Source organism: Pseudomonas sp. 3B-A001-10F (assembly GCF_056313565.1).
On record NZ_JBQYFW010000029.1, the window covers coordinates 18934 to 33227 of the forward strand.

The 14294-nt window shown below is 59.4% G+C and carries 11 protein-coding genes, 1 tRNA gene and 3 pseudogenes; 8 read left to right on the forward strand and 7 right to left on the reverse strand.

The window, feature by feature from the left end; all coding sequences use genetic code 11:
* Positions 1 to 61: 61 nt before the first annotated feature.
* On the reverse strand, positions 62 to 1480 hold the full coding sequence (locus tag AC0ZWN_RS22310) for a short-chain fatty acid transporter (RefSeq protein WP_476336534.1): 1419 nt from the start codon (positions 1478 to 1480) through the stop codon (positions 62 to 64).
* Between the two features lie 334 nt (positions 1481 to 1814).
* Between AC0ZWN_RS22310 and AC0ZWN_RS22315 the strand changes: the two genes are divergently transcribed.
* The 5 genes and pseudogenes from AC0ZWN_RS22315 (at position 1815) to AC0ZWN_RS22335 (ending at position 6022) form a co-directional block, all read left to right on the forward strand.
* The gene (locus AC0ZWN_RS22315) at positions 1815 to 3128 is read left to right on the forward strand and encodes an MFS transporter (protein WP_093441570.1); all 1314 of its coding nucleotides are present in this window, start codon (positions 1815 to 1817) and stop codon (positions 3126 to 3128) included.
* Between the two features lie 206 nt (positions 3129 to 3334).
* Positions 3335 to 4021, forward strand: a pseudogene (locus AC0ZWN_RS22320) (PAS domain-containing protein); the annotation flags it as partial.
* A gap of 102 nt (positions 4022 to 4123) precedes the next feature.
* Positions 4124 to 4561, forward strand: a pseudogene (locus AC0ZWN_RS22325) (methyl-accepting chemotaxis protein); the annotation flags it as partial.
* A 153-nt stretch (positions 4562 to 4714) separates the two neighbouring features.
* Complete coding sequence (locus AC0ZWN_RS22330; RefSeq protein ID WP_449123438.1) at positions 4715 to 5314, forward strand: flavin reductase family protein; 600 nt, start codon at positions 4715 to 4717, stop codon at positions 5312 to 5314.
* A gap of 75 nt (positions 5315 to 5389) precedes the next feature.
* Positions 5390 to 6022, forward strand: coding sequence for a LysE family translocator (locus AC0ZWN_RS22335; protein ID WP_460096923.1), 633 nt, complete (start codon positions 5390 to 5392; stop codon positions 6020 to 6022).
* 23 nt (positions 6023 to 6045) lie between these two features.
* Here AC0ZWN_RS22335 and AC0ZWN_RS22340 read toward each other — a convergent pair.
* The 3 genes and pseudogenes from AC0ZWN_RS22340 to ggt form a co-directional block, all read right to left on the reverse strand.
* Positions 6046 to 6198: pseudogene (locus AC0ZWN_RS22340) on the reverse strand (transcriptional regulator); the annotation flags it as partial.
* A 126-nt stretch (positions 6199 to 6324) separates the two neighbouring features.
* Positions 6325 to 6693, reverse strand: a complete 369-nt coding sequence (locus tag AC0ZWN_RS22345) for a DUF6124 family protein (protein WP_476336537.1) — start codon at positions 6691 to 6693, stop codon at positions 6325 to 6327.
* 396 nt (positions 6694 to 7089) lie between these two features.
* Positions 7090 to 8922 (reverse strand): gamma-glutamyltransferase, encoded by a 1833-nt coding sequence (gene ggt / locus AC0ZWN_RS22350; RefSeq protein ID WP_476336539.1) that lies wholly within the window; start codon positions 8920 to 8922, stop codon positions 7090 to 7092.
* A gap of 261 nt (positions 8923 to 9183) precedes the next feature.
* Between ggt and AC0ZWN_RS22355 the strand changes: the two genes are divergently transcribed.
* The 3 genes from AC0ZWN_RS22355 (at position 9184) to AC0ZWN_RS22365 (ending at position 11174) form a co-directional block, all read left to right on the forward strand.
* Positions 9184 to 10284, forward strand: a complete 1101-nt coding sequence (locus AC0ZWN_RS22355) for a DUF2817 domain-containing protein (RefSeq protein ID WP_476336541.1) — start codon at positions 9184 to 9186, stop codon at positions 10282 to 10284.
* Between the two features lie 113 nt (positions 10285 to 10397).
* Positions 10398 to 10868, forward strand: a complete 471-nt coding sequence (locus AC0ZWN_RS22360; RefSeq protein ID WP_476336543.1) for a helix-turn-helix domain-containing protein — start codon at positions 10398 to 10400, stop codon at positions 10866 to 10868.
* An 81-nt stretch (positions 10869 to 10949) separates the two neighbouring features.
* Complete coding sequence (locus AC0ZWN_RS22365) at positions 10950 to 11174, forward strand: SymE family type I addiction module toxin (protein WP_039761255.1); 225 nt, start codon at positions 10950 to 10952, stop codon at positions 11172 to 11174.
* Positions 11175 to 11551: 377 nt separating this feature from the next.
* On the opposite strand, the gene AC0ZWN_RS22370 is transcribed toward AC0ZWN_RS22365, so the two are convergent.
* The 3 genes from AC0ZWN_RS22370 to AC0ZWN_RS22380 all read right to left on the reverse strand — a co-directional run bounded on the left by AC0ZWN_RS22370 (position 11552) and on the right by AC0ZWN_RS22380 (position 14276).
* Positions 11552 to 11628 (reverse strand) — tRNA-Met (locus tag AC0ZWN_RS22370).
* An 86-nt stretch (positions 11629 to 11714) separates the two neighbouring features.
* The gene (locus AC0ZWN_RS22375; RefSeq protein WP_476336545.1) at positions 11715 to 13169 is read right to left on the reverse strand and encodes an amidase; all 1455 of its coding nucleotides are present in this window, start codon (positions 13167 to 13169) and stop codon (positions 11715 to 11717) included.
* A 60-nt stretch (positions 13170 to 13229) separates the two neighbouring features.
* The gene (locus AC0ZWN_RS22380) at positions 13230 to 14276 is read right to left on the reverse strand and encodes an ABC transporter substrate-binding protein (RefSeq protein ID WP_093441473.1); all 1047 of its coding nucleotides are present in this window, start codon (positions 14274 to 14276) and stop codon (positions 13230 to 13232) included.
* Positions 14277 to 14294 lie beyond the last annotated feature (18 nt).

A 14294-nucleotide genomic window follows, 5' to 3' on the forward strand; every position in this document is an offset into this window, starting at 1 on the left:
ACAGGGCTGTTTCAGGAGAAAAATGTGGGGCGCGGCCATCATGACTGCGCCCCGCTATGGGTTAAGGCATCACTGGCGGCGTATACGCCAGTGTCGTTCCCAACGCCCACAGCAACAGCAGCACCAGCGGCGTGTGCACCAGCAATTGCACAAAGGAGAATCCGATCAGATCTCGCGCTTTCAGCCCGAGTACGCCGAGCAGCGGCAGCATGTAGAACGGGTTGATCAGGTTCGGCAGCGCTTCGGCCGCGTTGTAGATCTGCACTGCCCAGCCGAGGTGGTACTGCAGATCATTGGCGACCTGCATCACGTACGGCGCCTCGATAATCCACTTGCCGCCACCGGATGGAATGAAGAAACCGAGAATCGCCGAGTACACGCCCATCAACAGTGCATAAGTGTCGTGGGAGGCGATGCTGACGAAGAACGTTGAGATGTGGTGCGCCAGGGTTTGCGCGTCCGTGCCTTTGACCGTGGTCATCAGCGCGGCGATCGAGCCGTACAGCGGGAACTGGATCAACACGCCGGTGGTGGTCGGCACGGCGCGGGCGACGGCATCGAGGAAACTGCGCGGCCGCCAGTGCAGCAAGGCGCCGAGCATGATGAACAGGAAGTTATAGGTGTTCAGCCCGGAAATCGCGGTGATCGCCGGTTTGGTTGAAAACTCATGGAACAGCCATCCCGCCGCCAACAGTACCAGCACGATGATCAGCAGCGGGCTGTGTTCCAGCCATTCACCCGGACGGGTACGCGGTTGCAGCGGTGGCAGGTTGAAGGCCGGGTCGATGCCACAGGCCTTGGCGTCGCGCGCTGAGTTCGGCCCGGGGGCGGTGGCGTAAGCGATGATGATCGAGATCACGATCAGCGCCAGCAACATCACGCCGGACTGCCAGAGGAAAATCGTTTCAGTGAATGGAATCACCCCGGTGATCGACAGGATCGACGGCGGCAGGCTGGCGGGGTTGGCCTGCAACTGCGCAGCCGACGACGACAACCCCAACGCCCACACTGCGCCAAGGCCCAGATAAGCCGCAGCACCGGCGGCGCGGTAATCCATTTTCAGATCAGTGCGGCGGGCGAGCGCGCGCACCAGCAAACCGCCGAACACCAGCGACAGGCCCCAGTTGAGCAGGGACGCGACCGTCGAGATCAACGCCACCCAAGCCACGGCGGAACGGCCGTTTTTTGGGATCCGCGCCAGGCGATCGATCAGTTTCACGGCGGGCGGCGAGCTGGCGACCACGTAGCCGCCGATCACCACGAAGGCCATCTGCATGGTGAATGGGATCAGGCTCCAGAAGCCGTCACCGAAGGCCATCGCCGCATCGGTGGGTTTGGCGCCCATGGCCAGCGTGGCGACTGCCACGATGATCACCGCCAGCGCGGCGAATACCCAGGAATCGGGGAACCAGCGTTCGGCAAAGCTTGAACAGCGCAGGGCAAAGCGTGCGGAGCGGCTATCTTCGATATCAACGGCCACAGGAAGTACCTCGGATTTTTTATGGTTATTTTTGATCCGGCAGGCGAAACGCAGATCTCCTGTAGGAGTGAGCCTGCTCGCGATGGCATCGGCACGTTCAACATGGAGGTGACAGACACACCGCTATCGCGAGCAGGCTCACTCCTACAAGGTTCCCGGCTCGGCTCGAGGTCGGTGGGTTTCACCTGGCAGGACAGGCTTCAACAGTAAATCAAGCGAAGACGATTTGTGAGCAGGTTTTGCAAAACCGGGACTATGGTCTAACGGGTTGTCCATCCGCGCATTTGCGTAGACCATGGGCGCCTTGGTTTTTTGCCTGCCAGAGTTCTTTGCCATGACCGCCCAATCCACGGCCAAACCCTTGCCGTTCAGCCGCTCCGACTACAAGACCCTCGGCCTTGCGGCCCTTGGCGGGGCGCTGGAGATTTACGATTTCATCATTTTCGTATTTTTCGCCCTGACCCTCAGTCAGTTGTTTTTCCCGCCGGAAATGCCTGAGTGGCTGCGTCTGCTGCAAAGCTTCGGAATCTTTGTCACCGGCTACCTGGCGCGGCCGCTGGGCGGGATCCTGATGGCGCATTTCGCCGACAGACTCGGGCGCAAGAAAGTCTTCAGCCTGAGCATCCTGATGATGGCGCTGCCGTGCCTGCTGATCGGGATCATGCCGACCTATGCCCAGATCGGTTATTTCGCGCCGCTGCTGTTGCTGGCGCTGCGCATCCTGCAGGGCGCGGCGGTTGGCGGGGAGGTGCCGAGCGCGTGGGTGTTTGTCGCCGAGCACGCACCGGCCGGCCATCGTGGTTACGCGTTGGGCTTTTTGCAGGCCGGGCTGACCTTCGGTTATCTGATCGGCGCGTTGACTGCGACGTTCCTCGCGCAAGTCTTCACCCCGGCGGAAATCCTCGATTACGCCTGGCGCTATCCGTTCCTGCTCGGTGGTGTGTTCGGCGTGATCGGCGTTTACCTGCGCCGCTGGTTGAGCGAAACCCCGGTGTTCATGGCCATGGAAGCGCAGCGTGAGGCGCGGGTCGAGCTGCCGCTGCGCACGGTGTTGCGCGAGCATCGACTGGCCATGCTGCCGGCGATGTTGCTGACTTGCGTGCTGACTTCGGCGGTGGTGGTGTTCGTCGTCATCACCCCGACCATGATGCAGAAAACCTTCGGCATGACCGCCAGCCACACCTTCGCCCTCAGCGCGTTGGGCATCGTCTTCCTCAATATCGGCTGTGTGATTGCCGGTCTGTTGGTTGATCGCCTCGGTGCGTGGCGCACGGTCATGCTCTACAGTCTGCTGCTGCCATTGGGTATCGGTGTGCTTTATGGCTGCCTGATCAGCGGTGGCGAGTGGATTGGCATTGCGTATGCCATTGCTGGTCTGGCGTGCGGTGTCGTCGGCGCCGTGCCATCGGTGATGGTCGGCTTGTTCCCCGCGCGTATCCGCGTGTCCGGCATTTCCTTCACCTACAACATTGCCTACGCGGCGTGGGCGAGCACCACACCGCTGTTGCTGATCGGCCTGATGCCATGGAGTCCGTGGATCTGTGTGATGTTCTGCGCGGTGATGGGCGTTGTGGGGCTATTGACGGCAGCGTATTTTGGCTCGCGAATGCCGCGCACAGGACAATGTCAGGTGGCCGGAGCTGCCTGACAGCGTGCGCTCGAACTATTTTTGACCGGCGGGTCGCAAACGCTCTTCAGAAAAGCTTTTCAAGGCCGATGGCTAGGCTGTATCCCGCTTTCTATCCTGCCCATCGGTACTTTCCCATGTTCAACAAACGCCTGAAGCAAGAGCTGACCGCTCTTCGTGAAGAACTCTCCAGCCTTGTGCAGGTGAAGGAAAGCCTGGAAAGCGAGATGCTGGTGCTGTGTCTGGAACCTGACGGGCGCATTCAATCGGTCAACCAGAACTTCCTTACCGAGATGCTCTACAAGAGCCAGGACCTGATCGGTCGAGCGATTGAAGATATCGTCCCGGCCCACGTAAAGACCGACGAATTCCATCACCGCTTCAAAAACGCCATGACCCGCGGCGAGCATTTCGCCGGTGCCGTGCGCCTGTTGCGCGGCAATGGTGAGGAGGCGTGGCTGCGTTCGATCGTGCAACCGGTGCGTTCTTCGGACGGGCGGATCAAGCACATTTCGCTTTACGCCAGCGACCTGACCCGCACCATCGAAGCCTCGCGTGAACACGAAAACCTGATCGGTGCGCTGGTGCGTTCGACGGCGGTAATCGAGTTCGACCTCAACGGTAATGTGCTCAACGCCAACGATCGCTTTCTCAGCGGCATGGGTTACAGCCTGGCGCAGATCAAGGGCAAACATCACCGCATGTTTTGCACGCCGGAGGAATACAACAGCACCGAGTACCAGAACTTCTGGCGACGTCTGAACAACGGCGAATTCGTCGCTGAACGCTTCAAACGTGTCGACAGTCATGGTCGTACGGTCTGGCTGGAGGCGTCCTATAACCCGGTGGTCGATGCCAACGACAAACTCTACAAAGTGGTGAAGTTCGCCACGGTGATCACCGATCAGGTCAACCGCGAACAAGCCGTAGCCGACGCGGCGAGCATTGCCTACAGCACCTCGCAGCAAACCGACAGCACGGCCCAGCGCGGTACCACGGTGGTGACTGAAGCGGTCAACGTAATGCGAGATCTGTCGCGACACATGCAAGCCGCCGGTGAAGGTATCGAAGCACTCAACGAGCAGTCGCAGGTGATCGGTACCATCGTCAAAACCATCAGCGGCATTGCCGAACAGACCAACCTGCTGGCGCTCAATGCTGCCATCGAAGCGGCCCGTGCCGGCGAGCAGGGCCGTGGTTTTGCGGTGGTGGCCGACGAGGTGCGCCAACTGGCCTCGCGCACCAGTCAGGCGACCGAAGAGATCGTCACCGTGGTGCGGCAGAACCAGGAAATGGCGCGCAATGCGGTGGCGCTGATGACCGACGGCAAGCTCCAGGCTGAACAGGGCCTGGCGCTGGCGGCAGAGGCGGGCACGGTGATTGTCGAGATTCAGGACGGTGCGCAGAAAGTCGTGAATGCTGTCGGCCAGTTTGCCAACCAACTCTCCCACTGACCTGCACTAAACCCTGTAGGAGTGAGCCTGCTCGCGATCACGGTCTGACATTCAACATTTGTGCTGACTGATACACCGCTATCGCGAGCAGGCTCACTCCTACAAATTTACGTTGGCGCTACAATCGGCTCCTTTTCCCCCGGAGCAGATCCCATGAGCGATTCCCACCGCCGCCCGGTGCCCCTGAACAAAGCCTACCGTTTGCTCAACCACGGGCCGACCGTGCTGGTCAGCGCCGCTCACGACGGTCAGCGCAACATCATGGCTGCCGCTTGGGCGATGCCGCTGGATTTCGAACCACCGAAAGTCGCCGTCGTCCTCGATAAATCCACCTGGACCCGCCAGTTGCTCGAAGCGTCCGGCACCTTCGTGCTCAACGTCCCGTGCGTCAATCAGGCCGACATCGTGCAAACCGTTGGCAATACGTCGGGCCTGGAGATCACTCAAACCCAAGGGCAGGACAAGTTTCAGGCGTACGGCTTGCAGACGTTTGCCGGCGAACAAGTCCAAGCCCCTCTGCTCGACGGCTGCGTGGCCTGGCTTGAATGCCGTTTGCTGCCGGAGCCGCGCAACCACGAGCAATACGACCTGTTCCTCGCCGAAGTCATCGCCGCCCACGCCGATGAACGCGTGTTCAGCGACGGGCGCTGGCATTTCGAAGGGCATGACGGCTTGCGCACCTTGCACCACGTGGCGGGCGGGCATTTCCTGAAGATTGGTGATGCGGTGGATGGCAAGACGCTAGCGGTCTGAATGGCGGCTGATGGCAAAACATTGCCGGATGTTGCAAGGTAGAGGGCATCGTCGAACCGATCAGGCGCATGCCCCATGGATCTTTCCCTTTCAAGTTATCTGGCGCCGCTGTTGTCGTTGGCCCTGTTATGGACGGTGGCCGTGGTCACGCCCGGCCCGAATTTCTTCAACATCGCGCAACTGGCGGTCAGCCGTTCCCGCCGCCACGGTGTCGTCGCGGCACTCGGCGTGGCCAGCGGGACCGTGGTGTGGGGGCTGGCGGGTGGCCTGGGCATTCAGTCACTGTTCAGTGCCGCGCCGACGCTGTACCTGAGCTTCAAGATTGCCGGTGGCTGTTACCTGATCTACCTCGGGCTCAAACAGTTCAAGCGCAAGGCGCCGTTCGTCCCGGGCACGCTCGATACCTCGGAGCAAACGTTGCTCGGTGCTTACGGGCGCGGCTTTTTGGGCAACATGACCAATCCCAAGTCGGCATTGTTTGTCGCGACCATTTTCGCCACCGCCATGCCGGCTCACATCCCGCCACTGTTGCTGGCCTTGGCGGTGTTGACCATGGCGACGTTGTCGTTCAGTTGGTATTGCTGCGTGGCGCTGTTCTTTGCCAGTCGGCGAATCGCCGGTGTGTATGAGCGGTCAAGGCAATGGCTGGATCGGCTCGCGGGTGGATGCTATCTGTTGTTTGGTGCGCATCTGGTGGCGAATCGCTGAGCCATAGATTTTGGATGGGAAAGCTGTGTGGCCTCGTAGGCTTCGATAAGGCTGATCATGATGTCGAAGTGATCGCCTTCAGCAGTGCCCGGTACTGGCTCGTTGTCGAAAAGTGCAGACACGTTCTTAAGCGCCGCACGATAGTCGTCTTCGTTATGAATCGGGCGTACTTTCATGGATTACTCCACTTCAAAGGAGTCCGCCTAATAGGGCAAAAAGGGACACCAGGTTTATTCCGGGCAACGCCAGGAAATAAGAATCCGATGCCTGCACGGCATCGGATTTTTTATGCATTGCGAAAACTACGTAACCGGCTGAACGTTATCCAGCGCCTGATTCACCGTCAGCTCACTCAGCATGACGATTTGCGCGATACCCAGCGCGGTCTTGCGGTGCGCGGTATCCAGCACAGCGGCGAAATTGTTGAGCATCTCGGTGACCGAACCCAGGGACTCACTGGCATTGGCCAGCAGCGATTCGGTGTCGTAAACCGGGTTGGCGAGGTACATCGGTTCAGCTACGCGAGTGGACGCCATGATGTGAATGGTCGGTTTGAGGTAGTGGTCGAGGGCGCGGTCGGCCGCTTCGTTGAGTTTTTTGCTGTCGATGGTTGCGTACGGGGATGTTGGGTCGGTGTCTGTTTCGGGGGGATTGGGTGTTGGTTTTTTCATGGTGTTCTCCGATCAGGATTGGAGCTGGCCGATTCGGTTTCCGAACGAATAGGTGGCAGCTGTACGCAGGTTGGAAACCCGGGGAACGGAGAACCCGGTTGACCCGAAGGTCTCCCGCGCACAGCCGCCATAACGGAGTGCACACCATGAAGGTGCGCAAGGATACGTTATGAAAGGCGCTTGTGCGCTCGGTTCTACTCGGGGTTTCCAATCCCGGTCACTGAATTGGCAGCGACGAGTACAGGCTAGAGAGCTGACGTCCGACGGACAACCTGAAAACCTTGTGGGACGGTTCTCTGTTTACCTCGCAGTTTTTAAACATCCCGATTTGAAATACGCAGTGTGCTAAGCAAAAGGCCTACCTCCCGGTAAGCCTTTTTTGTTTGCGTCCTAGCCTCAATCCCCCAACGCTTCGCCTTCACGCCGTGGATCCGCGCCCCCCTCCAACGACGCTTTCCCCTGCGCATCCTTGACCCGCACAATGGCCTGGGTGCCGCTGGTCATGTCGATTTCATTCACCGTGTGCCCTCTGTCCTTGAGCGCCTGAATCAGCGCCGGGCTGAACTGGCCTTGTTCCAGTTCGGTCGGGCCATTGCGGCTGCCGAAGTTGGGCAGGCTGATGGCGCTTTGCGGGTCGAGGTTCCAGTCGAGCAGGCCGACGGTGGTTTTCGCCACGTATTCGATGATTTGCGAACCGCCGGGCGAGCCGACCGTGGCGACGAATTCACCGCTGTGGCGATCGAAGATCAGCGTTGGCGCCATCGACGAGCGCGGGCGTTTGCCCGGTTCGACGCGGTTGGCGACTTTCTGCCCGTTCTCTTCGGGGATGAACGAGAAGTCGGTCATCTGGTTGTTCAGCAGAAAACCCTGAACCATCAGGTGCGAGCCGAACGCGGCTTCGATGGTGGTGGTCATCGACACAGCGCCGCCGAGGTCATCCACCGCGACCACTTGCGAGGTGGAGATGCGCAGCGGCGAACGGTCCGGGGCGTAGGCAACCTGCACACCCGGTGGCGTGCCCGGTTTGGCGCTGCCCATGCTGCGTTCGCCGATCAGGCTGGCGCGGCTGGCCAGATAACCCGAGTCGACCAGGCCTTTGACCGGCACCGGCACGAAGTCGGTGTCGGCGACGTATTGCGCGCGGTCGGCGTAAGCCAGACGTTCGGCCTCGGCGATCAAATGCACGGCCTGCGGATCCGGTTCAATGCCGGCCGGTTTGTCGGTTTTCAGCGGTTTGAGCGGTGTCAGCGAAAGACGTGGATCGCGGGTTTCCAGCGCCTGCAACGTGCCGAGAATCTGCGCCACGGCGATCCCGCCCGACGATGGCGGCGGCATGCCGCAGACCTGCCAGCGTTTGTAATCGGTGCACAGCGGTGCACGTTCCTTGGCCCGATAGCGCTGCAGATCGTTCAGCGAGAGGCTGCCGGGGTTGGCGTGGCCTTGCACCTTGGCAACGATTTCTTCGGCGATCGGGCCTTTGTACAGTGCGTCCGCACCTTCGTTGGCGATGCGTTTGAGCACGGCGGCCAATGCCGGGTTTTGCAGGCGCGTGCCGACGGCTTTGACGCTGCCATCGGTGTTGAGGAAGTACTTGGCCATATCCGGCGACTGGCGGATGACTGGGTCTGATTCCAGCAGCGAGTGCAATCGCGGGGAGATCGCAAAGCCTTGCTCGGACAGTTTGATCGCCGGTTCAAACAGCTTCGCCCACGGCAGGCGACCGTGTTGTTTATGTGCCATCTCCAGCGCGCGCAACACGCCCGGTGTACCGACCGAGCGACCGCCGATCTGCGCCTGCGGGAACGACATCGGCTGACCATCGGCACGCAAGAACAGCTTCTCGGTCGCGCCGGCCGGTGCGGTTTCGCGGCCGTCATACGTGCGCACTTGTTTACCGTCCCACAATACGATCATCGCGCCGCCGCCGATCCCGGATGATTGTGGCTCAACCAGCGTCAGCACCGCCTGCATCGCAATCGCCGCATCAATCGCCGTACCGCCCTGACGCAGCATCTCCCGACCGGCCTCGGCGGCCAGTGGATTGGCAGCGGCGGCCATGTGTTTACTGGCGTGGCGGGTTTGCAGATCGGTGCGGAAACCGGACGCGGCTTCCGGTGCCAGCGGCAAGGTCGAGGAGGGCGGGGCGTTGCACGCGGTGAGGGTCAGGGCGCTGATGATCAGCGTCAGGGCAGGCAGGCGAAAGCGGCTCAAGGGCAAGGCTGAAAACACGCGGGCTCTCCGTCCGTGGGATAAAAGTCTCAGGGACTTTATCGACCGCTCGGTCGCGACGCAAACCGATGGGCATTTTTGTCTTTCTTTTCGGGGCGGATGTTCGCTAGGGTCAACCGCAAATCCGTTGAGCTGCACTGAGCACCTGTGGGAGCGAGCTTGCTCGCGAATGCGCAGTGTCAGTTGGCAGAAATGTTGAATGTACAACCGCTTTCGCGAGCAAGCTCGCTCCCACAATTACAAGATCAACAAGAGGATGATATGCACAGCGAGTTCCCCTCCGAGTCCAGCTACCACGATCAACGCGAACAGTTCATCGCCGCCGCTAACGCCGCCGGTGCCACGCTCACCTCGTACGCCCATCCACGCTGCGGTCCGTTTGGCGAACCCCTGAGCACCGACGTCGCCGTGCTCGGCAATCCGCAGGCCAAACGTCGGCTGGTAACGCTCAGCGGCACGCACGGAGTCGAGGGCTATTACGGCTCGGATTGTCAGATCGATTGGTTGAAGGCATTCGTATCGGGCTCGCTGCCCAAGGATGTCGCGGTGGTGATGGTGCACCTGATCAACCCATGGGGCACCGCATGGCTGCGTCGGGTCAACGAAGACAACATCGACCTTAACCGTAATCACCTCGATTTCACCGGGCCGCTACCGGATAACCGCGCGTACGCGGCACTGCATGAAATCTACGCCTGCACCGATTTGCACGGCCCCGAACGCCAACGCGCAGATGCCTTGCTCGATGCGCAAATCAACGAACACGGCTGGCCGGCAGTGATGTCGATTGTCGAGGGCGGTCAGCACAGCCATCCCGACGGACTGTTTTACGGTGGCCGCGCGCCGAGCTGGTCGAATCGCACGTTGCATCAAATCATCGACGCGCATCTGGCGGGTGCGGAAACCGTGATGTGCTTCGACCTGCACACCGGCGCCGGCGAGTACGGTCATCCGATGTTGCTGACCATCACCCAGGCGCCTTACCCGGCACTCGCGCAGGCCCAGGCAATTTATGGCTCATGGCTTTACACGCTGCACACCGGCGCCGACACCTTGAGCGAAACGGGTGTGGCGGCGACGGCTACGGGGTACACCTCGCAGGCGTTGCTCAATGCCTTGCCGGATGTTCAGTTGATGCCGTTCGTGATCGAATGCGGAACGTATCCGGGGCCGGCTGTGCATCGGCATTTACGTGATGACCATTGGCTGCATTTGCATGGTGATCCGCTGGATGCGGTAGGGCGTGAGATCAAACTGAATCTGCTCGAGCAGTTCTATCCGGCTGATCCGGATTGGCGGGCGATGGTCGGTTTGCGCACTCGACAAATCTGGGCGAAAGGGTTGTCGGCGTTGGCTTGCTGAAAAGGCATTTCGCGCCTGTAGTACCTCGCCCCCGACCTAGCGGTTGCTCCACATTTCTCCTACAAACCTTTCAGGTCGACAACTTACGTGCCTTTACCTGAGGATATTTTCTGTTGTTTTTTCCAGGATGGATTTCAGATGAAAGGGATGAGTCCGTTGCCATTCAACTCTATTTTCAGTCGGCCATTGTCATGAGTATTTCCAATGAGGATCGCGATTTTCTGGTGGCGATGGGCAGTCGCATTGCTCACTTACGCACAGTGCACGAGATCACACAGACTCGGTTTGCACGGGCCTTAGGTCTTTCCCGGCAAACCTTTCAGGGCTATGAGGAGGGTACGCGCAGCATGCCGGTCACGACACTGGTGAAATTGGCATTTGCGCTTCGCGTGCCTGTTGAAGACCTGCTCGGGGTTCCCTCGTACACGGAGACGCCCAGACGCAGCTTGACCTCGACGTGGTATCGACGGCTGCAGTCCATCAATGAACTTTCGAAGGTCCAGCAGAAGGTCATTGCGCAGATGCTTGACGCACTAATCGCACAGGCAGCGACCAAAACGAGCGACGAAGAAAGAGAAATTTGAAGTAACCCAAAGAACGCGGAACCAAGGTGCGCGAACACCCTGGCCCCGCTAACCACAAAGCAGCTTAAAAGGAGCTGAGCCATGGCTAAAACCAATCATACGACATCAACCCCCATCACTGAACGCCGGCTGAAAATCGCCGCTGATTTTTACCCGGTCCACACCAAGGAAAAAACCTACAGCCCCGCCAAACCCGTACCCTGGATCAGACTGCGCGGCCTGTGGTTACGGCAGGCAGGATTCGAGGTGAACGAGAACGTCAAAGTGCGTGTGATGAAAGGCTGTCTGGTGATTACAGCGGAATAGATGAATCGTCCGAGTAAAGCCGCAACGCTATTTGCGTAGGAAAAAACGCCGCTAACCCTCAAGGGATAGCGGCGTTTTTTCTCAAATAGCGCTTTTGATTATTTTGAATTTTATGGCGGGCGAGGCCGGTATTACCTGGCTAAAAGCCTGGTTGTGAGGAAGGCATTATCTTGAATGTGATATTGGCTTATGTGAAAAAAGCGAAGTGCAAACTGTAAGAAAGTCTGACTGATGAGCGACTGCGAACCCATTGATCGGTGGTAGCGCATCGCTACACCTCCAGCGCAAACCGTGATTCGGAGAGGTCGGTAACCGGACGGGAGATTATTGCAGGCATAAAAAAACGGCCTACCTTTCGGTAAGCCGTTTTTAGTACTTGGTGGCTACACAGGGACTTGAACCCCGGACCCCAGCATTATGAATGCTATGCTCTAACCAACTGAGCTATGTAGCCAAGTGGCGCGCATTATTCCCCTGAAATGGAAAAGCGTCAAGCGTAAATTTAAAAATTTTTTCTACGCTTTCAACCGTTTATCAAAATCACTGACTCAGCAGCGGTGAAGGGCAGCGTTGGAACCAGCGGCTGGCCTGTTCATACGCGTGCGCCAATTGCAGGACAGCGAAGTCGGCCTGGTGCTTGCCGATGATCTGTAGCCCCATCGGCAAACCCTTCGCATTGAATCCCGCCTGGACATTGGCGACCGGGCAGCCCGACAGCGTGCCGGCGATGACCACCTCCATCCAGCGGTGATACGTGTCCATCGCCACGCCTTCGATAGACGTTGGCCACGGCTGGGTTTTATCGAACGGGAACACTTGGGCGCTGGGCAGCAGCAAGTAATCGTACTTTTCGAACAGCCGAGAAATCGCCCGATACCAATCGCTGCGCACCACCGAGGCGGCAAACACTTGACTGGCCGACAGCTTCAAGCCGTTTTCCACTTCCCAGATCGCCTCCGGTTTCAGCAACGCGCGTTTCTGCGGATCGGCATACGTCGCGCCCAGCGACCCCGCGACCATCCAGTGCCGCAACGTCCGCCAACTGCTCCACAGCCGCTCAGGCGCGAAATCCGGCTGAACGGACTCAACGTGGCAGCCGAAGCTTTCAAAGTCGGCAAAGGTCTTCTCACACAGCGACAGAACGCCGTTCTCCATCGGCAGATACCCGTTGAAGTCGCCCAGCCAACCCAACCGCGTGCCTTTGAAGTCACGCCCCAACGGCGCCGCAAACGCCTCACCGGATTCAGCGATGGACAACGGCGCCCGCGCATCGCCGCCAGCCTGCACCGACAATAGCAACGCCGCATCCTTCACGCTGCGCGCCATCGGCCCCTCATAACCGAGCTGATCAAAAAACAGATCCGCGCTGTCATCGAACGGCACACGCCCCTGCGACGGGCGAAACCCAAAGATGTTGTTGAACGCCGCCGGATTACGCAGCGAACCCATCATGTCGCTGCCATCCGCCACCGGCACCAGATGCATCGCCAGTGCCGCCGCCGCGCCGCCACTGCTGCCGCCCGCAGTTTTGCTCGAGTCATACGCGCAAGCGGTGGCGCCAAACAACGGGTTGTAACTTTGCGAGCCGAGGCCGAATTCCGGGGTGTTGGTCTTGCCGATGATGATCGCGCCGGCCGCCTTGATCCGCTCGACCATGATGCCGTCGCGCTCAGGCACAAAATCCTTGTACAGCGGCGACCCCAGCGTGGTGCGAATACCTTGGGTCAGCGACAGATCCTTGATCGCGTGAGGCAAGCCATGCATCCAGCCACGGTACTCGCCGCGCGCCAGTTCGGCATCGCGCTCATTGGCCTGAGCCAGCAGATGTTCCGGCGATTGCAGGCTGATCAGCGCATTGACCAACGGATTGAAACGTTCGATATGGGCAAGATAAGTCTGCATCACTTCCCGGCAGGACACCTGGCGCAGGCGGATGCGGTCGGCGAGCGCGTGGGCCTGCAACAGGACCAGTTCGCTGATGTTATTAGAGTTCATTGCAAGCGGCCTTTCAGACGGCTGGAAAAGCGCCCCGCCAGTGCGACGGGGCGGTAAAGATCAACGCATCAGGTTGGTCCAGAGACGGTCGGCGAGGCGGATCGCGCCTTCGCCGCAGGTCTTGCTGAACACCACGTTAGTGCCCTCGGGAATGTGCAATTCCGGCGCGTCCTTGAGCGCCGCGTCGAGGAACGGTTCGACGCCTTTGATCGGGCTCTGGTGCTTGAGGAAGTTCTGCGTCATCGCCGAGTTTTCCGGCTGACTGAGGAAGGCGATAAACGCCTTGGCATTCGCCGGGTTTTTACTGCCGGTAGGAATGACCATGTTGTCGACCCAGGCCAGTACGCCTTCTTTCGGATAGAGGTATTTCAGCGTCGGTTTCATCTCGCGGGCACGCATCGACGAACCGCCCCAGAACATCGACATGTCGATTTCACCGGAGGCAAGGTTCTCGCGAATCGAGCCGGCCTTGGAGCTGTAGGTTTTCACGAACGGCTTCTGTGCCTTGAGCAAAGTCAGCACTTGCTGCATCTGTTTCGGGTCTTCGCTGCACAGCGGAATGTTCAGATAGAGGCTGGCCATGTCGACCATGTCGCTGACCGAGTCGAACATGTTGATGCGCCCCTGCAATTCGGCTGGCGGCTCATACAAAACCTTGTAACTGTCAGCCGGGCCTTTGTAGCGCGCGGAGTCCAACACGACGCTGGTGGTGCCCCAAATGAACGGCACCGAATACGCGCCCTCCGGGTCCCAACTCGGTTTTTTCAAGTTATCCACAACGCTGGCGTAGTAGGGTTCCTTGACCGGGTCGAAGCGTTCCAGCAGGTTTTCCTTGATCAGGATCGGCACGAATTGGTGCGACGGAATCGCCACGTCATAACCGGCGCCGCCCTGTTTCAGTTTCGCCAGCAGCGTCTCGTTGGAATCGTAGGAATCAACGGTGACTTCGATGCCGGTCTGTTTCTGGAACTTGGCGAGAATCTCCGGCGAAAAATAGCCGCTCCAGCTCACCACATTGAGTTTCTCGGCGGCCTGAACACTGCCCATCATCGCCAGCGGCACAGTCAGAAACAACGAAGTGCCAACGCTTTTTATCCACTTGCTCATGCTATTTCCCCACAGGTC